We start from the raw sequence: 23117 nt of genomic DNA on the forward strand, positions 1-23117 counted from the left end.
CTCCTCGTGGGGGGACAAGGATTGACACCGCTGTCAACTGTCACTCGAACGTAACAACGTGACGCGATGTTGTCCATGGTGTCAATCAGGCGAATGCCGCAGGCGACGTTCCAGAGCACGGGGCTGCGCGATGAGCCGCCGAACAGTGGGAAGGGCGCGCCCCGGCCCGGCGCCGCGCGGACCGGCATCCGCCTGTCTCCGGGCAACCCCTACAACGACATCACCGAGGACGACCTGGAGGAGACGTACGGCTCCCTGGTCGGGGAGCTCGCTCCGATCGGCCTGGCCTATCTGCACCTCATGGAGGCACCTGGCGTCCGGGACCTGGTGCTGCGCCTGCGCAAGGACTGGCCCGGCGCTTTCATCCTCAACCCGTTCACCGGCATGGAGCCCACCGGTCCCGACGCGCTCGGCCTGATCGAGGACGGCACCGCCGATCTCATCTCCTACGGGGCCCTGTTCCTGGCCAACCCCGACCTGCCCGCCCGCCTGGCCGCCGGCGGTCCCTTCAACACCCCCGACCGCAGCACGTCCTTCGGCGGCGACCACCGCGGTTACACCGACTACCCCACCCTCACCTGAGCCGTCGGCTCAGGACCGAAAACGATCCGGCCTGGCGGCAGAGCGCTGCCACCACCCCCCGATCGCCTCAGATCAGGACAAGCGGCGTTCCGCGGCGGACGATGATGTCCTGCAGCGTGTGATGATCGCAGCCATCGTGCTGCGGAAGTGCTCGCGGTCGTCGTCATTGAGGGATGCGATGAGCCGGTCGAGTTCCGCGCTCACCTCGGCGTGGAAGGCGATCGCCGCCTGGTGGCCGGCGTCGGTCAAGGTCACCTGCAGGGCGCGCCGATCGCCCGGCACCGATGATCGCTGGGCCAGCCCACGCCGCTCCGCCCGGTTCATGAGGCCGGTGAGCGCCGCCTTCTCCACGCCGAAGCAGCGCGCGAGATCGGCCATGCCTCGGGGACCGTCGAGCAGGACGCACAGCAGCTTGGCCTGTACGGGGGTCAGGTCGTGGCGTTCGGAGACGCGCGTGTAGATGCCCTGCACCAGGGCGGTGAGCTGGACCAGTCCGGTGGCGACGTCCATCTCCGGATCGCCCGCGCCGGCGCACCGCCCTTCACTCGCGCGACCGAGTCCCGCTGCGGAGTCCGTCCCCGTGATCGTTTGCCCCGTTTTGGCCACGACGTTATGGTACATGTCGCATATAGTTAATGCCGCGTACAGTATGCTTCGTTAACTATGACGCCTATGCGCCGGTTACGACCCAGGATCCCCGCCGGCCTGAAGAACGCCACCGACAGCGTGTGGCTGTCGTTCGGCTTCCGCAACAGCCGGTCGGCCAACCCATGACCTGAAGTCACGGAGGACTCGCATGAGCTTCGACACCCCTGCCGGAACCCGCGGCACCCGCCAGCCGTCCGGGTGGGCGTTCCGCTGGCTGAACAAGCTGATGGCCAGGCGGATCCGCCGTAAGGGCGGCGGCACGTTCATGGGCTTCAACGCCCTGGTCCTGACGACCGTCGGCCGCAAAAGCGGCTCCGAGCGCACCACGCCGGTCGGCTGGTTCCCCGGCCCGGACGGCAGCTACCTGATCGTGGCCTCAGCCGCCGGAGCCTCGGGGAACCCGGCCTGGTACTACAACATCGCCGCTCACCCCGACCAGGTCCGGGTCGAGGTCGAGGGCCGCACGATCGCCGTGACGGCCGAGCAGCTCCACGGGACCGGACGTGAACAGGCCTGGCAGCAGATCACCGCCGCCGCACCCCGCTTCGCCCAGTACCAGGAAAAGACCGACCGAGAGCTGCCGATCATCCGCCTGACACCCCGACCCGGGCCATGAGCTGCGCGGATCTCACTCGCCGGCAGCGTCGACCGGGTCAGCACCCCTTGACCCGGTCGACCAGACGCCCACGACCCTCAGTCATGGTCCAACCGCTCGCGTTGCCGTCCCCGACGTCGGCGGCGAGGAGCCGGCCACCGGGCGGGCTCAGTGGCAAGGTCGGGCTGGGGGTGCTGGTCGGGGGCGCCACGCCCGGCGGCGAAGTCTGTTACGGCGTTACCGGGCTGCCGCCGAAGGTCACGACGAGACGGCCGTCCGCGGCGAAGGACCAGTTGAGGGTGCCGGCGTAGGAGGAGCACCGGGACCCGTTCGAGCCGGACCAGAACTGGTTCGAGCTGTCGGCGTTGCCGACGATCCTGTCGTTGGTCCCGCTGCCGCTGCGGCAGGAGACGTTGTTGCGGAACACCGAGGTGCCGGCGTCGAACGAGTAGTTGCGCTCGGTGTTGTCGATGCCGATGTTGTCCGATATCGCCATCGTGCCGGGGTTGCGGTTGTAGGTGAACCCGTGCTTGCCGTTGTGGTAGGCGATGTTGCGGCGGATGACGTGGTTGACCGCGATGTCCTCGCCACCGAGCTTGTAGCCGTTGCGGTCACCGTTGCCGGCCTGACTGCCGTCGCTGAGGGTGCCGTTGTTGTAGGACAGGGAGTCCTCGATGGTCACCGGGCCGATGGCTCCCGTGTCCGTCTTGGTGTAGAGGTCCCAGCCGTCGTCGATGTTGTTGCGGGACACGCAGTAGCGGAAGACGTTGCCGGAGCCGACGGTGAGCTTCGCGGCGAACCCATCGGCGTCCTCGCCGTCGGAGTCGGCGTTGTCGTGCGACAGCGCGCTCAGGATGAGGTTGTTGGACGGCCACTGATCGCGGGGGGTGTCAGAGGCGATCCGCGAGAGCTGCAGCCCCGTGTCATGGTTGAAGCGCGTCTCGGTGCGCTCGATGATGTTGTTGCTGCCGCCGACGAAGATGCCGTTGTCACCGGCATGCTCGACGACGATGCCGTAGACGTGCCAGAACGACCCGTTCACGGCGAGCCCGCGGTTGGCGGAGTCCTCGCTCTGGGCGGAGAAGTTCAGTACCGGAGTCTCACCGGGATAGGCGGACAGTTTCTTGCGTGCGCTCGAGGTGCCGTTGTTGCCCGGCGCGATGGTGACCGTCTGCGAGAGGTTGTAGGTCCCGCCGCGCATGTAGATCGTCGCGCCGGCGGCGATGCGGGTGATCGCTGAGGCGAGGGTCGTCGGGTCCGACTGCGTCCCGGCCGCGCTGTCCCTGCCGTTCGGAGCCACGTACAGCGTGCCGGCCGGCGGCTGGGTTGTGCCGCCCACTTCGACGTCGATGTAGTCGATGTTGGGCAGGCCGTTGGAGGTGGTCGGGTTGAGCCGGATGGTGTTGCTGCCCGAGCTCACCGAGACGGTGAGCGTCTTGGTGACCCAGGTGTTCCACGCGCCGGTGGCCTCGAACGAGACGCTTTGGGCGGTCGAGCCGTTGACGATCAGGTCGGCGGTCCGGGCACCCGTGGTCCCGTTGGCGAACCGCACGCCCAGCGTCGCCGTCCCGGCTGTGGCGGCGTTGACGGTGAACTGGGCGTAGGCGCCGGCGGCGTTGTTGCCGTTGCAGAACCCACTGCCCGAGAACCCGGCCCAGTTGCTGTCGATGGTGCCGCTGCAGACCGCGGGTGAGCTCTCCGCCTCATACCGCGTCGACGCGGCATGCGCGGCGGGTTGTGTCAGTGCGACGAATGCGCCGGCTAACAGGCCGGCGCACGCGAGGACGGCTTTCAGGCGCATCATCCTTCTCCAATGGTGTTGGGTACGGCGGCGCCGGCGCATGTTCCAGCGCCAAGACGCCGCGTACGAGATCGCCTTCTGTGTCCTTGCCCGGGCAAGCATGGAACATCGATGAAACCGAGGCCACAGTAGGAAAGCGCTTTCCTTACCGTCAATGCGGCCCATCCCCGCCGATCGGGCCGGAAGGCATCGCCGCTGGCCAGCGATCAGCCGCGCTCTCAACCGCCCCTGAAACTTTCACCCGAGCGGGCCTCGTCGCGCTCGTGCCGGACTGCCCGATGGCCGCTATGGGCGGACCGCCTCGCCTCCCGATTCCAGGACGTCGTATCGATTCCGGAGACCATCGACGACCTGGCCTCACTGTGACGATGGTGGCCGGTGGCCTGGCGCTCCCGGCTTGCGGCCGTTTCACGCCTATTGACGGTCAGGACACGGGGGTTGGCCGGCCGGCCGTTCTGTCGGGAGACTCAGGCCCCACGCGTTGTACAGCTGGAACGGCACCGGGGGTATGCAGCCCGCTGTTTGAAAGTCGCCCCTATAGCGCCACGCGTTGCCGCCCTGTTTGCTCCAGAACTGAACCTTGTCGGTAATGGCGATCGCATAGAAAACATCCTGGGCTTCGGTCTGCCCATATACGGCGCCGTAATATACGGTCCCGCTCGCAGCCACTCTGACCGCTGCGGCCGCACCTGCTCCACGAGCGGCCTCGACGAGGCTTTGGCGTGTCGCCTCGTCGAGCTGCAGCGACCATGCGGTTCCGGGACCTACCCGTTCCCCGTCTTCTTCGTTCTCATCGGCGATCTGCTGAGAGGTGGCGGGCGCTGTGGTGGTCGCGGTGCCGGTTTCGGCCGATGGCGCTGACAGGACCGGCGTGACAGCGGCAATGGCGGCCGCGATCACGATGAGCACCATTCCCGCAATCGCCACGGGCGCTATGGCCGATGTCCGCATGACCAAATTCTTAGTATGCGAGAGGAGGCCTTGACGAGACGGTTCAACAAGAACCTCGTCACAGTCTCCAACCACGATCGCCGCGACGCCCTGTGGCGCTGGTGCACCTGCCTGGCCATGGAGCGCAAGCAGTTCTGCTACTCCGGCAACTCGCATATCAAACCGCTTCTGCAAATCATCGACGACAGCGGAGCCTTCCGCGGCTGGGTCGGCGCCGAGGCGTCCTTCTACCCCGGGGTCAGGTCCAAGGACATGATGGCCGTAGTCCGTACCGCCGACTTCCGCTGACACGTGTGCGCCGATGGCGCCCCCACGTCCCGTCATGGACGTTTCCCGAATGGCTTCGGGAGCCGTCACGGAGAGAATGTCATCGAGCTGGACCGGTGGACCCCTGCCTAGCGTGGGCGCATGGGTGACTGGTGGGCGGGCTTCAAGCAATCGCCGTACTTTCCCGCGTCTGTCCTGGTGGTGATCCTCTCGGCGGGGGCGGGGCTGTTCGCCGGGTCGTACACCTACGCCATGGCCTCCCCGACCCCGCATCATCTGCCTGTAGCGGTCGTCGGCGTCACCGCCGAGACCGTGCGCGGGAAGGCCTTCGTCGAAGGGCTGGAGAAATCGCTGGAGGCCTCGCTCGTCCTGCGCTTCTACCCGACCTATGCCGAGGCCAGGCAGGCCATCGAGGAGCAGCGGGTCTTCGCCGTGTTCGTCGTGCGCGGCGCCGACGTCAACATGGACGTGTCGAGCGCCTCGGGCGCGTCGGTGGCGCAGCTGCTCACCGAGGAGGCCCCGAGAGTCGCCGCGCGGGTGGGGGTGCGCCTCACGGTGAGGGACGTCAAGCCGCTCCAGCGAGCGGATCCGCGCGGCCTGGCGATCTTCTACATCACGCTCGCCGCGGTGATCATCGGGTTCACCGGGGCGGCCCAGCTGAGCGCCAACGCCGCCGATCTCAATGCCGGCGAGCGGATCGCCTTCACTGCGGTGTACGCGGCGCTCGGCGCGTTCGCCATCGTGGCAATCGTGGACTGGTTGCTGGGCGCGCTGGATCTGCCGGTCCCGGAGTCCTGGTTGATCCTGGCCCTGACCACGTTCACGACGGGGATGGTGTTCACCATGTTCAACACCTTCCTGGGGCGCTGGGCGATGCTCCCCACCTGGGGGCTGATGGTGCTGCTCGGCAACCCCTCCTCCGGTGGGGCGGTGTCGTGGCCGCTGCTGCCCTCACCGCTCGGCGCCATCGGTCGCTGGCTGCCGCCGGGAGCGTCGGTCAACGCCCAGCACACCGCCGTCTACTTCCGCGGTCACCAGAGCCTGATGCCGTTCCTGGTGCTGGCGGGGTGGGCGCTGGTGTCCTGCGTGGTCTTCCTGATCTGGCGTCAGCGTCACCCTGGGGGCCGGCCCCGTGATCACGAATAGGACCGTACCTTCCGGTCCGGCATCCCTCGGTACGCGAAACGCCGTCGATGCGCGCGCGATCAGATGGGTGTGCAGGTGCTGCGTGGGAATGCCTTCGGGGCGGTCGCGTCGGCCAAGACGTCGATGGCCGTACGGTCACATCACTGACCCCCCTGCCGGCATCCCCACGCGGGGCTCTCCCCCGCCGGACGAACGGCCAAGTCCGGATCTTCCGGCTGCGGCGTCGACTCGCGATCAGGCCGGGAAGTCCTTGGGGTTGATCGATGTGGTCCGCGCGTTGCCGCCCTTCACCTGGTGGAGGGTCAAGGTCCAGATGCTGTACGAGGTGGCGGTCGTGACGAACTTCAGCCGGTCGTTGAAGCGCTGGTAACTGGCGGCCCGGGAGAACCTGCCCTTGGAGGTGGCGAAGGCGTAGCCGGTGGTGAAGTAGATCCGGTACGTGCCGTCCCTGACATCCTTGATGCTCGCGGTGGACTTCGCGCGGACGTAGATGCTGATCGCCTTGGTCCTGCCCTTGACGAGGGTGACGACGCCGTCCTTCGAAGTGCCGTTCTTGATCTTGAGGGTGCCGTGGCCGCCGCTGATCCGGTCGTACAGGATCCTGCCGTTACTAGGGCGGGCCGCGGCGGCCGTCTGCGATGCCACGGCGACGGACTCCGTACCGGTCACGGTGGCGCCGGCCGGGGAAGTGGTCAGCAGGCCGCCGGCTAACGCGACGGCGGCGACGACACCGGCACGCAGGGCGGCTCCTTCGAGAAGTCTCTTCACTACGAACATCTCCTTTGGGAGCGCATGGGTTAGACCACGGCCAAAGATAGAAGAATCGGGCGAATCGCGTACCTGTTATCTCCCAGGACAGGTGATTCCGAGCAGCTGCGCTTCGACGGCCCGCTGGAGATCACCGGCGCCGCGAGCCCCCGGCAGGCCCTCACCGCACTCCACGGCCACCTCGCGGCCTGGGTGGACGCTGACCTGCTCCCCCGCGCCGCGGAAACGCTCGAGCGCCTGCTCGGCGCCGCGACGATGACCCGGCCCAGTCCGTGGGGCAGTCGCCCGAGGCCCCAGGGAGCTGCGGCTGCTCGCCGACGATCTGGTGGCGCTGCCCGACGTGCAGACGCCGCACCTGATCGCGGCTTCCGGCTCAGGGATGTGACAGGGCTGGGCGGGCAGGGTGCCCTTATGCCGGAACTCCCTGACGTGGAAGGCTTCCGCAAGGTGCTGTCGGAGCACACCGGGGCGCCGATCAGGGCCGTGCGCGTGCGCGACCCCGGGATCCTTCGCGGCATCGGCGCGCGGCAACTGGCCGATGCGCTGCGAGGACACCGGTTCGAGCAGCCGAGGCGGCACGGCAAATGGCTGATAGCGCCCGCAGGCGGGCCGGTGCTGATGCTGCATTTCGGCATGACCGGCTCACTGTCCTGGCATTCCCCTGATGAGCCATTGCACCGGCATGACCGCGTCGTCTGGCAGTTCGACGACGGTGAGCTGCGCTTCCGCGACATGCGGAAGCTCCAGGGCATCCGCCTGGCCGACGATGAGACTCAGGCCGAGCGGGTGCTCAGCGACCTCGGCCCGGACGCGCGCGACGTGTCACGCGCGCGCTTCGACAAGCTGCTGTCGGGCCGCCGGGGACGGCTCAAGTCGGTGCTGACCGACCAGACGTTCCTCGCCGGCCTGGGCAACCTGCTCGCCGACGAGATCTGCTGGCATGCCCGGATCAATCCCCAGCGTGCCGTGGGAGATCTGGACGATAGCGACCGCGCGGCGTTGTACGGGGCCATGCGCCGGGTCCTGCGAGAGTCGATCAAGGCCGGATGCGTTCCCTCGCGTGACACCTGGCTCACCGGTGCCCGCGACGAACCCGCCGGCCCCTGCCCGCGCTGCGGTACACCCCTGTCCAGCCGCCGTATCGCCGGCCGTACGACTGTGTGGTGCTCTGGCTGCCAACCTTCCTGACGGCGCCGTCTGCCCATGCCGTTCATGCATGGCGGCGGCGTCACCCGCGAGAACGGCCGCTAGAGGAGCCGTCCGCTTCGTCGCATCCGCCGTTCCCGCAGCGCCAGTGCCACTGGAAGAAGGAGCTCCGCACCGACGTAGACGACCACGAACAGCGCCTCCCAGAAGCCGAAGGAGCCGAGCGTGGCACTGCCGAGCCGCTCCCACGCCCATCGACCGAGTGAGACAGCCAAGGGCACCGCGATGGTGAAGAGCACCCAGGTCATGATCGCTATGCCGGCGAGGTACGGCAGAGTGAACCAGCTCGCGATTCTGCGATCCCTGGCGCTCATGGCGGCCAGCTCGTCGGCCTCTTCCGCGGTGAGCCTGAGGAACCTGGCCTTGGTGGTCAACCAGGTCGCCCGGTAGAGGTTGTGGCAGCGCAGCACGTTCGCCAGGAGCGCGTACGAGTCGCTGCGCAGTGGCAGGGCCGCGCCCTGCCAGATGATGCGGGTGATCTGCAGCAGGGCGGCGGCCGCCAGAAGGTCGTCGATCACGCCGGGCGGGCCGGGCAGTCGCAGGCCGAGGACGATGGCCAGGATGACGGAGTCGACGGCCGTTCCCGCCAGGTACACCCCGTGACGGCGATTCCTGGGCACGGCGACGATCTGCGTGAGATCGGTCTCGAAGACGATGTAGATGCCCCGGTAGCTGAGCCTGAAGACCGCGGGCACGCCGATCGCCCGGCCCGCCAGCCAGTGCCAGGCTTCGTGCAAGGCGCTGAATGCGATGGTGAGCAGCAGTCCGGCGAAGAGCGACAGGCCAGGGCTGGGGAGGAACCAGGCGTCCTCCCATGAAGGGCGCAGATCTGGCCGGGTCACCATGATGACGAGGACCCCTACGGCGGCCGCGGCGTAACACGACCATCCCACGCGCCCGAAGAGCCGGGCCGCGGTCCCGGGGCTGACGCCCTCGATCCACCTGATCCGCCCGGGCGCGTCCGGCCCCGTCTTCTGCTCCGTGGCCGCCTCGAACAGCCCGGCGGCGGTGAGACCTTCGATGAAGTCGTCGCCGTCCACCTGCTCGCCCGCCACCTCGGTGGCGCGGGCTGTGGCGTCGGCGATGGACCCGGTCTCCTGGAGGGTGGTCACGAAGACCGCTCCCGGTTCCGGTACGGCGACGAAGACTCCCAGATCCGGCCGTCCGAGTATCCAGGCGTCACCGTCGAAGCCGACGGTGAGCCATGCCACCCGCTGGTGCAGCTCCGTGGCCGGAAAGGCGGTCATCTCTCTCCGTAAGAGGTTGGCGCGGCCGGGGGCGACGGGATCGCGACCCCGTGGCCCCCGGTCGGTTTCTCAGGTGGACATGCAGACGTTGCCCGTCAGACGGGTGCTCTCGACTCGCACGATCTCGATCTTCACCATGGTCACCTCCCCCCGCATACCGCGCAGGCTGGGTTGCGCTGCCACTCGTCGGGGTGATTCGCCGCACAGCCGTGGGCGAAGTCGAGGACGAGTGGCCGACCGGCGTGTGCCGGTGGCTCGAAACGGGTCAGGTATCTGAGCACTTCGAAGGCGGCATAGGAGCCGAGCAGCCCGGCAACCGGGCCGATGCCCCGGTTGTGCTGCGCCCGGCTCATGTGGAGTCGCATCGCGGAGATCGCGTTGAGGGTCTTCTCGTCCGGATCGCTGTACGCCGTGACATCGACCGGATCCGCGGGTATGCACGCACGGCAGGCGCTGACTCCCGGATCGACGGACCACACCGCTCCGGTGGTGACGAGGAATCCGCCGCGGACGAAGGGCACGCCGTGCCGTACGCAGGCCTGGTTGACCCACAGGTCCACGTCGCCCGGCTGGTCGATGCCGACGGCCACCACGTCGGGCCGGGTCCGGACGATCAGCTCGGCGAGCCGGTCGGGCCCGTCAATCGACGTGTCGACGGTGTCCACCTCGATGGTGGGGTCGAACGCCCCCACCCACTCGGCGGCGCGGGTCACCTTTCGCGCGCCGATGTCGTCCCAGCGGTAGAGGTACTGCCTGGCGAAGTTCCGCGGGTCCACCTGATCGCGGTCGAGGAGGGTCAGCCTGCCGACGCCCAGGCCGGCCAGATGCGGGATGACGGTGGAGTTCAGGCCGCCGGTGCCGAGCACCAGCACGTGCGATTCGCGCAGCCGCCGCCGCAGGTCCTCATGGCTGCGGTCGAGCGTGGCGAACGATTCGAAGAAGGCCAGGTTGCTGAAGTGCCTCTCGGCTTCGTCCGGGTCGAGCCCGCCCAGGCGATCGCCGTCCTCGACCAGCCCGTGAGCGTTCAGCGCCTGGACGGCGGCCTGCACGTCGGCCACGTCGGCCGTGAGGACGCCGGCGAGGTCCTCGACGGTCCGGCCGCCCTCGTCGAGCAGTGTCAGCAGTTTCTCCACCGAGCCGTCGAGATCTGCCAGGAGGAACTGGTCGCGCGGATCGTAGACCAGGCGCAGCCTGTCGCCGGCCCGTTCCCAGGAGAGTCCTTTGAGCTGTGGTCTCATCGATGGTTCCTCGCTCGCGTGCCCGTTGGCGAACAACTTCGCACCGACCGGCACGGATCGCGCATGGATCCCGCATGGATCTTGGTGCTACGGTCGGGGGCGTGCCTGCGTCTAATGTCCGGTATCTCCTTCTTGGTCCCATGGAGGTTTCGGTCAGCGGCCAGGCGTTGCACCTGACCGGCCGGCAACGGGCGCTGCTCGCGACACTGCTGCTCGAACCCGAGCGCGTCGTACCCATGGAGCGCCTGGCCACTTCGCTGTGGGGTGAGCGCCCCCCGCCGTCCTCCGCGGCGCGGATACGCGCGCTGATCGCCGAAGTCCGGCGCGCTCTGGGCCCCCTGGGACAATCGATCATCCTCACCCGCAGCCCCGGTTACCTGGCCAGGGTCGGGCCAGGCGAGCTGGACATCGCCGAGTTCACCGCCCTGGTCGAGCGTGCGCGCCGCGCCGGCGCGGAGGCTGCGCCGGCCTACGACAGGGCGCTGGCGATGTGGCGGGGCGAGCCCTTCCCCGACCTGACCGGTCTCGCCGCCCAGACCGAGCGGAGCCGGCTCACGGAGCTGCGGGTCGAAGCGGCCGAGCGGCGGGCCGAGATCCTGCTGGAGCGCGGCCACGGCGAGGACGTCGTCGCCGAGCTGCGCAAGCTCGTCGCCGAGCAACCGTTGCGCGAGCGACCACACGGGCTGCTCATGCGGGCGCTCCACCTCGGCGACCGGTTGCCCGAGGCGCTGACGGTGTATCGCGATCTCCATAAGCGGCTCGTCCGCGAGCTGGGCATCGAGCCGTGCCAGGAGCTCCGCGACCTTCATCAGCGGTTGCTGAAAGACGAGGTCCGCCCGCAGAGGGTCCAGACACCACATCAGTTGCCGCACGGTCTCACCCGTTTCGCCGGCCGTGCGGAGGCGCTGCGACGACTCGACGCGTCATCTCGGGTGGCCGTCGTCGGCCCCGCCGGGGTGGGCAAGACGGCGTTGGTGGTCCATTGGGCGCACCGCGCGGCCGAACGCTTTCCCGACGGGCAGCTCTTCATCGACATGCGGGGTTTCGGCCCGGCAGGCCCGAGATCCCTCCCCGAGGCGCTGACGCTGCTCCTGCAAGGGCTGGGGCTGACGTCCGCGGACATCCCGGTCGACGTGGACGCGCAGATAGCGCTCTACCGGACGCGCCTCACGGGCCGGCGGGTGCTGGTCGTCCTGGACGACGTCTCGGATCCGCGGCAGGTCCGCGAGTTGCTGGCCGCGCCTCCCGGTTGCCGGATCGTCATCACCAGCCGTGATCGCCTCAGCGGGCTGGTGGCGGTGGACGGCGTCGAGCGCATCGCGCTCGACGTGCTCGACGAGGACGAGGCGCTGCACCTGCTCACCCAGGCCGTGGGGCCGGCCAGGGCGCGCCGCGATCCGGACGCCGCGACCGAACTCGTACGGCTGTGCGGCCGGCTCCCGCTCGCGCTCTCCATCGCCACCTCCTGGATCGGGGAGTACGGCCATCGAACGGTGGGTGACTGCGTTCACCGGCTGACGGCGCGGGGACGTATGACAGGGCTGCGCGTGGACGGAGACGAGAACGTGGCCGTCCGAGCGGCGCTCGACGCGTCGAACGAGGCGCTTCCGGCGGATGCCCAGCGGATGTTCCGGCTCCTCGGGCTGGTGCCGGGCACCGAGATCTCCGTCGCCGCGGCAGCCGCGCTGGCGGGAACGAGCGATACCAGGGCGGAAGAGCTGCTGGCCACGGTGGCGCGCATCCATCTGGTCGAGGAGTCTGGTTCGGGCCGGTTCGCCGCTCACGACCTCGTCCTGGAGTACGCCGGACAGCGCAGCCGCGAGGCCGACGCGCCCGCCGAGCGTGAGGCCGCTGTGCGGCGTCTGCTCGACCACTACCTGCACCTTCTCATCGCCGCCACCGAGGCCTGCGGCTTCCAGACCCCGCGACTGCCCCGTGGCGAGGGCCGGCCGTTCAGCGATCCGGCCGAGGCCGCCGCCTGGTTCGACGGTGAATGGCAGAATCTGGCGGCCGCCGTGTCACGCGCGGCCACGCACGGCCCGCGGCAGTACGCCTGGCTGCTGGTCGAAGGCGCTCAGGAGCTGCTCCATCACCGGGCGACGCTCGGGGAACGGCTACGGGTCGCGGGGATCGGGCTGGACGCCGCCCAGCAGGAGCAGGACCTCCGGGGACAGGCCGCGATGCACCTGGTCCTCGGCACGACGCGATGGCGCATGGCCGATCTGAAGGCGGCCTTGTGGGAGAGCGAGCGTGCGCTGGCTCTGAGCCGCCAGGCCGGTTGGGAGCAGGGCGAGGCGATGGCGCTCCTCGCCTGCGGGGTGACGCTCAAACGGCTGGGACAGCCGGGCCGGGCGATTCCGCACTACCGGCGAGCGGTGGCACTGCATCACGGGTCGGGCAACGCGCACGGGGAGGTACGCGGACTCGGCAACCTGGCCTCCGCCTACATCCTGCTCGGGCGGCTGGAGCAGGCCGAGGAGTGCCTCCACGCCGTTCTCCCCCTCGCCCGCGAGTCCGGCGACCGGCACATTCAGTCGCTGACCCTGGTCAACCTCGGCCTGGTCCACCAGCAGCAGGCGAGGTTCGCGGAGGCGATGGAGGTCCTGGAAGAGGCGCTGGCCGTGTCCCGTGCGGCGGGCTTGCGCTACGCGGAGGGCGTCGCCCATGAAACGGCCGGCATGGTGCACTGCGACGCGGGCCGTCACGAGCAGGCGATCTCCGCTTTCACCACCGCTGTCGACATCGCCGTGTCGGTGGAGAACCGCAGCTCAAAGCTGGCCTCGCTGCTCGGCCTCGCGGAATCGGAACTGCGGCTCGGCAGGGTGGACAGCGCCTTGGGACATCTCGATTCGGCCTGCCGCTTCGCCGAGGAGCCGGACACGAACACCGGCCAGGTTCTGCTCGGACTCGCCCGCGCCGAATATCTCGTACGGAACTACGACAAGGCACGCGAACTGGCCAGCCGCTCCCTCTCCCTGAGCAAGAACCACAGCCCGCTGGACGTGCCGCGACTCCATGCCCTGCTGGCAGCGATTCACCTGGCGCAGGATGCGGGTGAGGAGAGCGTCCGGGCCGCCAAGCAGGCAGCGGACCTGGCGGCCCGATCAGGGCAGCGGCTGGAACAGGCTCGCGCGCTGCTGATTCTCGGACACGCCCGGCATCTGGCCGATGATCATCCAAGCGCGCGAAAGAGCTGGCAGCGGGCTCACGACCTGTTCACCGCCATCGGGACACCGGAAGCGCACCTGACCGCATCGCTGCTCAAGTGAGCTGTTCCTGGAGATACCGCTTCCAGGTGATCGTTCCCGTGGGCGTCGCATCGGTCACGAGGTGGTCGCCACGGAAGGTGGCGCCGAGTTTGCCGGGCACCTTCATCCGTACCAGAGGGCGCCTCTTGCCGCGCGCCTCGAGCCACTGGCGAGCGGCCTCGTCGAACGCCAGGACCTCAGGCCCGCCGAAATCCTCCGTCTCACCGCTCGGCCCGGCCTGCAGACGCCGGATGAGATGGCTCGCGACGTCACGGACGTCGACCGGCTGGGCCCGGATGCCGGGATCGGCGATCATCAGCCCGGCGCGCGCCGCCATCGAGAACGCCTGGTCCATGAACTCGTGGAACTGCGCGGCCCGCACGATGGACCACGGCACCCTGCCCGAACTGACGATCTCCTCAGCGCGCACCTTGGTACGGAAATATCCCCATGGGATCTGGTCTGCGCCAATGATCGAGACATAGAGCAGGTGCGCGACCCCGCGCTCGCGGGCCACCTCGGCAAGCCGGCGCGTGCCGTCCAGCTCGACGTGATCGGTGTACTTGCGCTTGTACGGGGCCGCGGCGAGATGCACCACCGCGTGAACGTCCGTCAGCGCGGCGGCCAGCCCGTACCCGGTGGTCAGATCCGCCGTGACCCAGTCGACGTCACCTCCGGAACGCATGGTCCGGCTCATCCCCCGCACCTTGTAGCCCATCTCCGTCAGCCGTGGCAGCAATGCCCTGCCCAATCTGCCTGTCGCGCCGGTCACCAGGACGGATTCCCTCACAGCACACTCCCCACGGTCCTTGTTCGCCTGCAGACGGTTCAGCTACGGCCGCGACAGCGAATCTGTCGAACGACTGGATACGGCCGGTCATCTGAAAGATTCTCCAGGACGTCCACGACGCCCCCGTAAGCACGGGCCACTTTCCGTCTTCGGCGCCGGCCCGCCACACCACAAGAGGGAAAACCCTTAGATCGTCGCCGGGTTTGCCACGATGTGGCGGACCCGGCGGTGAGCGCATGGTTGAGCCATCAAGAAGAGAGCACGACTCCCGAGGAGCTCACCATGAACCGCTCGACCCGCGTCCTGGCCGCCGCCACGACCCTCGCCGCCACTGTCGTCTCCGGGCTCGCCATCGCCGCTCCCGCTCAGGCCCGCACCACCACGTGCGCCATCCAGCCGTACGGGGCGATCGGCGACTTCTGGCGCTCGCTGGGCGGGGAGAGGAGCCCCCTCGGCTGCCCCACCAGTGAGGAGAAGGGCGTGCCCAACCAGAACGGGCGCAGGCAGCGTTTCGCGGGCGGCCAGGTGGCGTGGTCGCCGGACCAGGGCAGCAACATGATCGTCGCAGCGTACGAGTCGAACGGCAAGGCGGTGTTCCGCTGGGGGCCGACGAACCCGTTCAACTACGACTACTGGCGCATCCACTGGAAGGCCAGCCCCAACATCGGCCTGGTCGGCTTCCCCAGCCACGACGTCACCACGCGCACCTCATCGCGGACCGCCGGCAAGGTCGTCGGCTACCCCCCGGCCGGCGTGACCAACAGCTCGGGCTACTCCGCGACGTACACGTTCTGGGTCGAGGGCTGCGACGACAAGCTGACCGGCGACACCTGCCGGCAGGGGTGGACCATCCCGGTATCCGTCAACGCGTGACTCCTGATCGCGAGGTCCGGACGCCCTGGGCGTCCGGACCTTCGTGCTGTCAGACTTGACCGCATGCGGGTGGTGATCTGTGATGATTCGACCCTCTTCCGTAAGGGGCTGGCGCTGCTCCTCGGCGCGGTGGGAGTCGAGGTGGCGGCGCAGGCGCGCGACGTGGCGGAGCTGTGGGCGCACCTCGCCGCGCATCAGGTGGACGCGGCGATCCTGGACGTGCGGATGCCGCCGACGTTCACCGACGAGGGTCTGGCCGCGGCGATCGAGCTGCGGGAGCGGTATCCACAGGTCGGCGTGCTCGTCCTGTCGACGTACGCCGAGGGCGCCTACGCCGCCCGCCTGCTGGAGGCAGGCGGGCGCGGCGTCGGCTACCTGCTCAAGGACCGGGTGGACGACGCCGCCGCGCTGCGCGCCGCGCTTGAGCGGATCGCCTCGGGCGGGGCGGTGGTCGACCCGGAGATCGTGAGCATGCTGCTGCAACTGCGCCACGAGGAGACGACGGTGAACAGGCTCACCGACCGCGAGCGCGACGTCCTGCGGCTCATGGCGGAGGGCCGGTCCAACGCGGCCATCGCCCGCACCCTGTTCCTCGGCACCAAGACCGTCGAGGCGCACATCGCCGCGGTGCTGACCAAGCTCGGCCTGAGCCCGGCGGCGGACGACAACCGGCGGGTGCTCGCCGTGCTCACCTGGCTGCGCATGGAGGGCGCCGATGTCCGTACGCATCGTGATCGCTGAGGACTCCCTGCTGGTCAGGGAGGGTGTCCGTCGCCTGCTCGACCTGCAGGAGGACTTCCAGGTCGTGGCCGCCTGCGCGGACCTGCCCGGGTTGCTCGCCGCGGTGGACGAGCACGGGCCCGACGTCGTGGTGACCGACATCAGGATGCCGCCGGGCTTCGCCGACGAGGGGATCGTCGCCGCGACCCGGTTGCGGCAGAGCCATCCCGGGGTGGGCCTGGTGGTGTTGTCGCAGTACGCCGAGCCCGCCTACGCCACGCCGCTGCTGGCGGGCGGCAGCGCCGGGCGGGCGTACCTGCTGAAGGAGCGGATCAGCGACCCTCGGTCGCTGGTCGACGCGGTGCGGGCGGTGGCGGGGGGCGGCTCGGTCATCGATCCGGCCGTGGTGGAGGCCCTCGTGGCCGACTCCATCCACGCGCGGTCGTCGCCGCTGGCGGCGCTGACCGGCAGGGAGCGTGACGTGCTGGCCCATATCGCGCAAGGGAAGAGCAACGCCGCGGTGGGGGCCGCGCTGTTCCTCACCGAGCGGGCCGTGGAGAAGCACATCAACGCGCTCTTCGCCAAGCTCGGGCTGGGCCCCGAACCGGACACCAACCGCCGGGTGATGGCCGTGCTGCTCTATCTGTCCGCGCGGAGCGGGGATGCTAGCACCCGCTGACTGTGGTGCTCCCTCCCTTGGGATGTACGCCCAAAAGGTGGACCCTGGAGACATGAAAGCGGTCGACGTCCTCATCGTTGACGACCAGGCGCTGTTCCGCTCGGTCGCCAGGACGCTCGTCAGGCTGCTGCCGGGCTGGCGCGTGGTCGGCGAGGCCGCGACCGGGGAGGAGGCCTACGACCAGGCGGCCCTGGAACGGCCCACGATGATCCTGATGGACATCAACCTGCCCGGCATCAGCGGAATCGAGGCCACCCGCAGGATCCTCGCGCGGGCGCCCGACATCAAGATCGTTCTGCTTTCGACGTACGCGGCCGACGACCTGCCCCCCGACGCGCGGACCTGCGGCGCGCTCACCTACCTGCGCAAGGACGACCTCACTCCGGCGGCCCTGCGCGCGCTCCCTGTCTGAACGCTCAGGCCTGCCGGTCCCGGCGCAGGGCGAGACGGGCGGCCTGCCAGCCGCCCATGCCGTGGGCTCCCCCACCAGGTGGCGTGCTCGCGGAGCAGATGTAGAGGCCGGGAACCGGCGTGGCCCACGGGTGCGGCGAGTACCGGGGCCGGCGGGCGAACTGCGAGAGCGACGCCTCGCCGCCGCCGATGTCCCCTCCCACCAGGTTGGCGTTGCGGGCCTCGAGGTCCGCGGGACCGAGGGCATGCCGGGCGAGCACGAGGTCGCGGAAGCCGGGCGCGAAGCGTTCGATCTGCGCCTCGATCGCCTCGGTCATGTCCCGGCCGGATCCGTTGGGCACGTGGCAGTAGGCCCACAGCACGTGACGCGACGCGGGGGCGCGCGTGGGGTCGGCCACGGTCGGCTGCGTGAGCAGGACGTACGGCCGCGCCGGATGCCGTCCGGCGGCCACCTCGGCCTCGCTCAGCGCGATCTCGTCGAGGGTTCCGCCGAGGTGGACGGTCCCCGCCCGGCTGACGGACGGGTCGCTCCACGGCACCGGCCCTGACAGCGCCCAGTCCAGCTTGAAGACTCCGGGGCCGTACCGGAAGCGGGACAGGCGGCGCCGGTAGCGGGGCGGCAGCCGGTCGCCCGCGACGGCCAGGACCTGGCGCGGCGTGAGGTCGAGCAGCACCAACCTGGCCGGCGGCAGTTCTTGCAGATCCCGCACGGCCCACCCGCCGACGACCTCCCCGCCGTTCGCCACGAGCCTGGCCACCAGCGCGTCCGCCACCGACTGGGAGCCGCCCACGGCCACCGGCCAGCCGACGTGGTGGGCCAGCGCGGCCAGCATCAGCCCGTACCCGGAGGTGATCGGGGAGCGCAGGTCGAGCATCGAGTGCGCGGCCATCCCCGCGAGCACGGCCCGCCCGCGTTCGGTGCGGAAGAGCGTGCGGCCGAGCACGGTCGCGGGCAGGGCGGCGAGGGCGCCGAACCTGGCCGCGCCGAGGGGCGCGCGCGGCAGCGAGAGCGGCGCGAGCAGCGTGTCCACGAGCGGGTCGCCGGCGCGAGCGGCGGCGCCGACGGTGGCCCGCCAGGCGGCCGAGTCCTGGCCCAGTTCGCCGGCCGTGCGTTCCAGGTCCCGGTGGACGAGCACGGCGGGCTGCTTGTCCAGCGGATGAGCCGCGGCGATGGGCGCGTGCGCCCATTCCACGGGTGGCGGACCGTGACCGGCGACCGGCTGGTCGAGGCGGAGGGCGCGGAAGGCCGGGCTGGCGACGGCCAGGGCCAGGACCGTGGCGCACACGTCGTGGCGGAAGCCCGGCAGGGTCAGCTCTTCGGTACGCAGGCCGCCGCCGAAGCGGTCGGCGGCCTCCACGAGCAGGACGCGGCGGCCGGCCTCGGCCATCGTCACGGCCGCGACCAGGCCGTTCGGCCCCGAACCGACCACCACCGCGTCGAACCCGTCAGGCCTGATCATCACCGTCTCCGATCGCGTGCACGCGGGCGTCGCCTTGGCCGTTGACCGGCTCTTGGAGGTCGGGAGCCCACCGGGACCGGTTGTCGGCGGGCTCGCCGGGGATCGGGATGTCGCCGCGAACGGTCGTGCCCGAGCCGGGCGTGGACTCCACGCGCAGCACGCCGCCGATCGCGCCCAGCCGGTCCGTCATGTTCACGAATCCGTGCCCCTCGTTTCCGCGGGTGTCGAAGCCGACGCCGTCGTCGCTCACCGCGAAGCTGAGTCTGCCCGGCTCGGCCTGGATGCTCACCTGGATCGTGGCGCCGGGTCCCGCGTACTTACCCGCGTTCTGGATGGCCTCCAGGCAGCAGAAGTACACGGCGGCCTCGACCTCCTCCGGGTAGCGCCGGGGCAGGTCCACGCTGACCTGGTACGGCAGCGCGACCCGCCGGGTGACCGAGCGCAGCGCCTCGCCGAGGCCGTGGTTGCGCAGCAGCGGCGGGTAGATGCCGTGAGCGAGCTCGCGGAAGGCGGCGTTCGCGTTCTGCACGTCCGTCCGCAGCTCCTCCAGCAGCTCGGCGGCCATCGCCGGGTCGTCCTTGATGATCTCTCTGGTCAGGCCGAGCTTCACCGACAGTGCGACCAGGTGCTGCTGCGCGCCGTCGTGCAGGTCACGCTCGATGGCCCGGCGGGAGGCGTCGGCCGCGGTGACGATGCGCAGGCGGGAGGCCTGGAGCTCCTCGTTGCGCTGGCGCAACTCCTCCAGGGACGCCTGCAGGGCGTTGTCCAGACGCATGTTGTGCAATGCCAGCCCGACCTGGCGAGCCAGCTCGATGAGCACCCGGTCGTCCTCATCGGTGAACTCGGCGCCCTCCGGCGCCCTCCGTACGACGAGCAGCCCGAGCAGCTCGCCGAGGTGGGCGGCGGGCGCGACGCGGATGGGAGCGTCGGCGGGATGGCCGTCGAGCAACGTGGGCAGCCACACCGACAGCCAGGTGCTGCCGCCGATCCTGGTGCGCCCCACGACCAGGCGTTCCTTGTCGTTGAGCGCGATCTGCGCCTCGGGACGCTCGGGAACGCTGGACGTGAGGTGCAGCAGTCCTTCCGTGCCGACCCACACCTCCGCGCCTTGTGGGCCCAGGGTGGCGCGCAGCGACTCGACGAGCTGGAGCAGCAACTCGTCGAACGGCACCGCGCGGCTCATCCGGGCGCCGAACGAGGCCAGCGCCTCCTCAGGGGTCTGGCCGCGCCGCCCCAGCATGGACTGGCCCATCGAGACGAGCCGGAACCGCAGCGGCAGCGCCAGTACGACGGCGATCAGCGCGGCCACCACGCTCGCGAGCAGCACGTCGTGCTCGGATCCCACCGGCTCGTGGCCCAGGCCGATCACGACGACCAGGTAGACGGCGACCACGAGCATGCCCAGCCCCGCGATCACCACCGACTCGACCAGCGCCCGCTCGGCGAGCCTGGACGCGGCCGGGATCTGGGCCAGCGCCAAGCCGGCGGGCAGCACCATCATGGCGACCAGCAGCCACGGCAGCAGCGTGCCGTCGCGGGGCAGGTCGAGCAGCAGGTTCAGGGCGCACAGCACGGCGTCGGCGGCGGCGGTCACCACGGCGGCAGCCGCCACCCACTGCAGCAGGCGGCGCTGGGGCACCGGGGCACGCGGGCAACGGGCCAGCCCGCCGGTGAGTGCCGTCGCACCGGCCACGACGATCGAGAGGATCACCCAGCCCGTCGTGACGGGCAGCCAGATCGCCCACGCCGCGGAGACGATCAGTCCGCTCGCGACGACGATCCGGCGCGGCCACGACCCGATCAGGCCGTCGGGCAGGCTGAGCGCGCACGCCAGCCAGGCCACCACCGCGACCGGCGTCGCCCTGGGCCAGATGGTCGCGGCGACCTGCGCGATCGCCACCAGCCCCGCCGTACGCGCGAGCAGCGGCCGGTCCGCGAGGAGCGCCGCGACGGCGGCACCGGCCCAGGCCACGCAGAGCACGACCGAGGCGACGGCGAACGCACCGAGAGCGGTCCCCGCCGCAACGGTCACGAGCGGCGGGGAGGCTGTCTCAAGCATGGGCTCACTCCGTCCGCAGTATGTGGCCGATGCGCAGCCGGCCGACGATCCGCCCCGGCCAGGCCGCGAGAAGGTTGGCCAGCAGCAGTGTCAGCGGGCCGACCAGGAGCAGCGCCCAGACGGCGACCGGCGGCACGTACGCCAGCGGCATGATGTCGGCGACGATACGCCACAACGTGCGCCCGGCCGCCAGCCCGAGCGGGACGCCGAAGGCCAGCCCGGCCAGCGCGAGCAGGGTGGCTTGTGTGACGACCGCCCACCTGGCCTGCCGGCGGGTCATGCCCAGCGCCCGCAGCACGGCGACCTCGTGCCGCCTGCGCCGCACCGCGGTGGCCAGTGCGTGGCCGACCGCGCCGAGGGCCAGCAGCGCGAGGAACCCCGCCAGCAGCAGGGGCAGTCCTTCCACGTCGCGGATCTGCCGTACCTGCTGGATCTCTATCGGGTCGCCGAACCCCACGCCGGGACGTCCGGCGACCTTCGTGGCCAGGTCCGTCAGCCTGCTCCGGACCGTCTCCAGATCAGCTCCCGGGCGGAGCGCGATCTGCGCGGTGTGGAACTTGAAGTCGTAGTGGGCGTCGCCGAACAGGGCGTCGTACCCCTCTGGTGTGACCCAGCCGCCGTCGCGGTAGTCGTTGTGCGGGCCCATCGGCAGGAACGAGATGCCCGTGACAGTGAGCTGGACGGGCGTCCGCCCGCCGCCGAGCGTGACCCGGTCGCCGACGCCGACGCCGAGCTGGGAGGCACTGGCGGGAGCGAGCGCGATCTCTTTTGCCGACGCCGGCATCCTCCCGTTCAGCACGAGCGCGTCGATGGGGTGGCCGACCGGGTGGAACGTGTACGCGGTGACGGACACACCCGGCTCCCTGCCTTCCGCGGGCGCCTCGGCGACCGCGACCTTGCCGTCGTTCACGCCTATGACGTCGGGGTCCTTGGCCACCGCCGCCAGCAGCTTGCCGGCCGGGGCGAACTCCTGGCCGTTGAAACCGAGGAACGCGGAGAACTGGTACGCCTGGCCGAACCTGATCGGATTCTCCGCGGCGTCCTTGACGCCCGCGGAGAACGTGAACGCGGCCAGCACGCCGAGCACGCCGGCGATCGCGCCGAAGAGCGCGGGCCGGACGGGCACGGCGCTGCGCCCCCGGCCGGGCTCGAGCGCGAACCGCGCCCCGACGACGAACGGCACCGGCAGGCCGGCGCGGCTCGCGGCCAGCGCCACGGCCGAGCGGCGGCCGCTGTGCTCGCCCGTGCGCTGGGCCAGAGCCGCGGCGGCGGCCGTGCCCGCGAGGATCAGCAGCGGGATGAGCACCCAGCCCCCGCCCAGGACCAGCCAGTCGATGTCGAATCCGGGCTCGGGCTCCACCAGGGCGGCGGCCCCGATGGGCATCCAGAGCGACGCGACGGCGGCGGCCACCACCGCGAGCGTGGCCCCCGCGACCGCGGCGAGGAACGGGCCGGCGGACGCGGCGGTGATGGCCTGCCGGGGTGTCATCCCGACCGCGCGCAACAGCCGCAGGTCCGCCATGGTCGCCGCCGTGTAGCGGGCGATCGACTGGCCGATGAGCACGATGGCCGCGGCCAGCGCGGCCAGCCCGAAGCTCAGCAGCGAGGCGGCCTCGACGTGGTTCAGGTTGCGGGCCGGCACGATGGACTTCAGCTCCCAGTCCCAGATGTCGATGTCGCTGCGCTTGCTGACGACGGTCAGGTCGTGGCGGAACGCCTCCAGCCCCGCCCGGCCGTCCTTCAGCCGTACGAGCGCGTTGATGTTGCCCTGGGCGCCGAGGAAGTTCTCCTTGTACGTGTTGTACAGGGCGGGCGTGGGCACGACGACTCCCTTGTCGCCGACGACCTTGTCGGAGAACCAGGGTGACCGGATGACGCCGACGATGGTCGCCGGGATGCGGGGACCCTCGGGCGGCTCGGACGCGAGATCGTACTCTTCACTGGCCGCCTGCTCCTTGGACATGAGCTCCAGCGTGATCTTGTCGCCCACCTTCTTCTGGTAGGTGACCATGAACTGGGAGCTCGCCATCACCTCGTCCACCCTGTCGGGCCGCGCCATGCGTCCTTCGATCACCACCGGGCGCTCGATGGTGTTCAGCGCGTTCCCGTCGACGGGCGGGAAGGAGGAGATCTCGTCGGAACCGGGGATGCCCGCCACCCCGAACCCGGACACCGGGAACCGGGCCAGCGTCTCGACCTCGGGCAGCGCCGCCACGGCCGCCCAGTCGAAGCCCGGCTGGTTGGGCAGCACGACGACGGTGAGCGGCAGCGTGCGCGCGGCCAGCCGCTCGATCGCGGTGTCGCCGCGCCGCGCCCCCGCCAGGGAGGCCAGCACGGTGCCGCCCGCGAACGCCACCAGCAGGGCCAGCACGAGCAGCGATCGCCAGCGGCGGCGCAGTTCGAGTCGGAGCCAGGTCGATGTCAACGC

General features: G+C 70.3%; 20 protein-coding genes. 10 read left to right on the forward strand and 10 right to left on the reverse strand.

All coding sequences use genetic code 11. The annotated features are described in order from the left end of the window. Positions 1 to 93: 93 nt before the first annotated feature. On the forward strand, positions 94 to 582 hold the full coding sequence (locus ACQPWU_RS38725) for a hypothetical protein (RefSeq protein ID WP_433430547.1): 489 nt from the start codon (positions 94 to 96) through the stop codon (positions 580 to 582). A gap of 72 nt (positions 583 to 654) precedes the next feature. On the opposite strand, the gene ACQPWU_RS38730 is transcribed toward ACQPWU_RS38725, so the two are convergent. Beyond that, on the reverse strand, positions 655 to 1188 hold the full coding sequence (locus tag ACQPWU_RS38730; protein ID WP_433430548.1) for a MarR family winged helix-turn-helix transcriptional regulator: 534 nt from the start codon (positions 1186 to 1188) through the stop codon (positions 655 to 657). A 190-nt stretch (positions 1189 to 1378) separates the two neighbouring features. Here ACQPWU_RS38730 and ACQPWU_RS38735 point away from each other — a divergent pair, with 190 nt between their 5' ends. Beyond that, positions 1379 to 1846: a nitroreductase/quinone reductase family protein gene (locus ACQPWU_RS38735; protein WP_433430549.1), complete on the forward strand. Its 468-nt coding sequence runs from the start codon at positions 1379 to 1381 to the stop codon at positions 1844 to 1846. Positions 1847 to 2054: 208 nt separating this feature from the next. Here the strand turns inward: ACQPWU_RS38735 and ACQPWU_RS38740 are convergent, their stop codons facing one another. After that, a complete protein-coding gene (locus ACQPWU_RS38740) occupies positions 2055 to 3629 on the reverse strand; it encodes a carbohydrate-binding protein (RefSeq protein ID WP_433430551.1) in 1575 nt (524 codons plus the stop codon). 411 nt (positions 3630 to 4040) lie between these two features. Further along, positions 4041 to 4577 (reverse strand): hypothetical protein, encoded by a 537-nt coding sequence (locus tag ACQPWU_RS38745; protein ID WP_433430552.1) that lies wholly within the window; start codon positions 4575 to 4577, stop codon positions 4041 to 4043. A 30-nt stretch (positions 4578 to 4607) separates the two neighbouring features. Between ACQPWU_RS38745 and ACQPWU_RS38750 the strand changes: the two genes are divergently transcribed. Then, complete coding sequence (locus ACQPWU_RS38750; protein WP_433430553.1) at positions 4608 to 4865, forward strand: hypothetical protein; 258 nt, start codon at positions 4608 to 4610, stop codon at positions 4863 to 4865. A 120-nt stretch (positions 4866 to 4985) separates the two neighbouring features. Further along, on the forward strand, positions 4986 to 5990 hold the full coding sequence (locus ACQPWU_RS38755; protein WP_433430555.1) for an ABC transporter permease: 1005 nt from the start codon (positions 4986 to 4988) through the stop codon (positions 5988 to 5990). A gap of 234 nt (positions 5991 to 6224) precedes the next feature. Here ACQPWU_RS38755 and ACQPWU_RS38760 read toward each other — a convergent pair whose 3' ends face one another. Next, on the reverse strand, positions 6225 to 6758 hold the full coding sequence (locus ACQPWU_RS38760) for a hypothetical protein (RefSeq protein ID WP_433430556.1): 534 nt from the start codon (positions 6756 to 6758) through the stop codon (positions 6225 to 6227). A 411-nt stretch (positions 6759 to 7169) separates the two neighbouring features. Between ACQPWU_RS38760 and ACQPWU_RS38765 the strand changes: the two genes are divergently transcribed. Further along, positions 7170 to 7946 (forward strand): Fpg/Nei family DNA glycosylase, encoded by a 777-nt coding sequence (locus tag ACQPWU_RS38765; RefSeq protein WP_433430558.1) that lies wholly within the window; start codon positions 7170 to 7172, stop codon positions 7944 to 7946. 59 nt (positions 7947 to 8005) lie between these two features. On the opposite strand, the gene ACQPWU_RS38770 is transcribed toward ACQPWU_RS38765, so the two are convergent. Both ACQPWU_RS38770 and ACQPWU_RS38775 read right to left on the reverse strand, forming a co-directional pair. Then, positions 8006 to 9211 (reverse strand): hypothetical protein, encoded by a 1206-nt coding sequence (locus ACQPWU_RS38770; protein WP_433430560.1) that lies wholly within the window; start codon positions 9209 to 9211, stop codon positions 8006 to 8008. A gap of 140 nt (positions 9212 to 9351) precedes the next feature. Further along, positions 9352 to 10449 (reverse strand): ThiF family adenylyltransferase, encoded by a 1098-nt coding sequence (locus ACQPWU_RS38775; RefSeq protein WP_433430561.1) that lies wholly within the window; start codon positions 10447 to 10449, stop codon positions 9352 to 9354. Between the two features lie 140 nt (positions 10450 to 10589). On the opposite strand from ACQPWU_RS38775, the gene ACQPWU_RS38780 reads away from it, so the two are divergent. Next, positions 10590 to 13718, forward strand: a complete 3129-nt coding sequence (locus tag ACQPWU_RS38780) for a BTAD domain-containing putative transcriptional regulator (protein WP_433430562.1) — start codon at positions 10590 to 10592, stop codon at positions 13716 to 13718. Here ACQPWU_RS38780 and ACQPWU_RS38785 read toward each other — a convergent pair. Beyond that, the gene (locus tag ACQPWU_RS38785) at positions 13711 to 14487 is read right to left on the reverse strand and encodes an SDR family oxidoreductase (RefSeq protein WP_433430564.1); all 777 of its coding nucleotides are present in this window, start codon (positions 14485 to 14487) and stop codon (positions 13711 to 13713) included. The two genes, ACQPWU_RS38780 and ACQPWU_RS38785, sit on opposite strands and share 8 nt — an antisense overlap. A gap of 282 nt (positions 14488 to 14769) precedes the next feature. Here ACQPWU_RS38785 and ACQPWU_RS38790 point away from each other — a divergent pair, with 282 nt between their 5' ends. From ACQPWU_RS38790 to ACQPWU_RS38805, 4 genes are all read left to right on the forward strand, one after another. Next, entirely contained in the window at positions 14770 to 15360 is a 591-nt protein-coding gene (locus ACQPWU_RS38790) for an LGFP repeat-containing protein (protein ID WP_433430565.1), read from the forward strand. Between the two features lie 63 nt (positions 15361 to 15423). Beyond that, positions 15424 to 16101, forward strand: coding sequence for a response regulator transcription factor (locus tag ACQPWU_RS38795; RefSeq protein ID WP_433430568.1), 678 nt, complete (start codon positions 15424 to 15426; stop codon positions 16099 to 16101). After that, on the forward strand, positions 16076 to 16759 hold the full coding sequence (locus tag ACQPWU_RS38800) for a response regulator transcription factor (protein WP_433430571.1): 684 nt from the start codon (positions 16076 to 16078) through the stop codon (positions 16757 to 16759). The genes ACQPWU_RS38795 and ACQPWU_RS38800 overlap by 26 nt, the downstream gene beginning before the upstream one ends. A gap of 52 nt (positions 16760 to 16811) precedes the next feature. After that, positions 16812 to 17171, forward strand: a complete 360-nt coding sequence (locus ACQPWU_RS38805; protein ID WP_360714204.1) for a response regulator — start codon at positions 16812 to 16814, stop codon at positions 17169 to 17171. A gap of 4 nt (positions 17172 to 17175) precedes the next feature. Here the strand turns inward: ACQPWU_RS38805 and ACQPWU_RS38810 are convergent, their stop codons facing one another. Genes ACQPWU_RS38810 through ACQPWU_RS38820 form a run of 3 tightly spaced genes read right to left on the reverse strand, consistent with a single transcriptional unit; the run spans position 17176 to position 23114 of the window. Further along, positions 17176 to 18630, reverse strand: coding sequence for a phytoene desaturase family protein (locus ACQPWU_RS38810; protein ID WP_433430572.1), 1455 nt, complete (start codon positions 18628 to 18630; stop codon positions 17176 to 17178). Beyond that, the gene (locus ACQPWU_RS38815) at positions 18617 to 20689 is read right to left on the reverse strand and encodes a histidine kinase (protein ID WP_433430574.1); all 2073 of its coding nucleotides are present in this window, start codon (positions 20687 to 20689) and stop codon (positions 18617 to 18619) included. The genes ACQPWU_RS38810 and ACQPWU_RS38815 overlap by 14 nt, the downstream gene beginning before the upstream one ends. A gap of 4 nt (positions 20690 to 20693) precedes the next feature. Then, entirely contained in the window at positions 20694 to 23114 is a 2421-nt protein-coding gene (locus ACQPWU_RS38820) for an FtsX-like permease family protein (protein WP_433430576.1), read from the reverse strand. Between the last annotated feature and the right edge of the window lie 3 nt (positions 23115 to 23117).

It is taken from the genome of Nonomuraea sp. CA-141351 (assembly GCF_050944675.1).
Lineage (GTDB): Bacteria > Actinomycetota > Actinomycetes > Streptosporangiales > Streptosporangiaceae > Nonomuraea.

Coding starts and splice junctions, on each gene's coding strand:
- ACQPWU_RS38795 (WP_433430568.1), top strand. CDS start 15,424: ATGCGGGTGGTGATCTGTGATGATTCGACCCTCTTCCGTAAGGGGCTG.
- ACQPWU_RS38735 (WP_433430549.1), top strand. CDS start 1,379: ATGAGCTTCGACACCCCTGCCGGAACCCGCGGCACCCGCCAGCCGTCC.
- ACQPWU_RS38815 (WP_433430574.1), bottom strand. CDS start 20,689: ATGCTTGAGACAGCCTCCCCGCCGCTCGTGACCGTTGCGGCGGGGACC.
- ACQPWU_RS38745 (WP_433430552.1), bottom strand. CDS start 4,577: ATGCGGACATCGGCCATAGCGCCCGTGGCGATTGCGGGAATGGTGCTC.
- ACQPWU_RS38725 (WP_433430547.1), top strand. CDS start 94: ATGCCGCAGGCGACGTTCCAGAGCACGGGGCTGCGCGATGAGCCGCCG.
- ACQPWU_RS38755 (WP_433430555.1), top strand. CDS start 4,986: ATGGGTGACTGGTGGGCGGGCTTCAAGCAATCGCCGTACTTTCCCGCG.
- ACQPWU_RS38775 (WP_433430561.1), bottom strand. CDS start 10,449: ATGAGACCACAGCTCAAAGGACTCTCCTGGGAACGGGCCGGCGACAGG.
- ACQPWU_RS38765 (WP_433430558.1), top strand. CDS start 7,170: ATGCCGGAACTCCCTGACGTGGAAGGCTTCCGCAAGGTGCTGTCGGAG.
- ACQPWU_RS38810 (WP_433430572.1), bottom strand. CDS start 18,630: ATGATCAGGCCTGACGGGTTCGACGCGGTGGTGGTCGGTTCGGGGCCG.
- ACQPWU_RS38780 (WP_433430562.1), top strand. CDS start 10,590: ATGGAGGTTTCGGTCAGCGGCCAGGCGTTGCACCTGACCGGCCGGCAA.
- ACQPWU_RS38800 (WP_433430571.1), top strand. CDS start 16,076: ATGTCCGTACGCATCGTGATCGCTGAGGACTCCCTGCTGGTCAGGGAG.
- ACQPWU_RS38805 (WP_360714204.1), top strand. CDS start 16,812: ATGAAAGCGGTCGACGTCCTCATCGTTGACGACCAGGCGCTGTTCCGC.
- ACQPWU_RS38790 (WP_433430565.1), top strand. CDS start 14,770: ATGAACCGCTCGACCCGCGTCCTGGCCGCCGCCACGACCCTCGCCGCC.
- ACQPWU_RS38770 (WP_433430560.1), bottom strand. CDS start 9,211: ATGACCGCCTTTCCGGCCACGGAGCTGCACCAGCGGGTGGCATGGCTC.
- ACQPWU_RS38740 (WP_433430551.1), bottom strand. CDS start 3,629: ATGATGCGCCTGAAAGCCGTCCTCGCGTGCGCCGGCCTGTTAGCCGGC.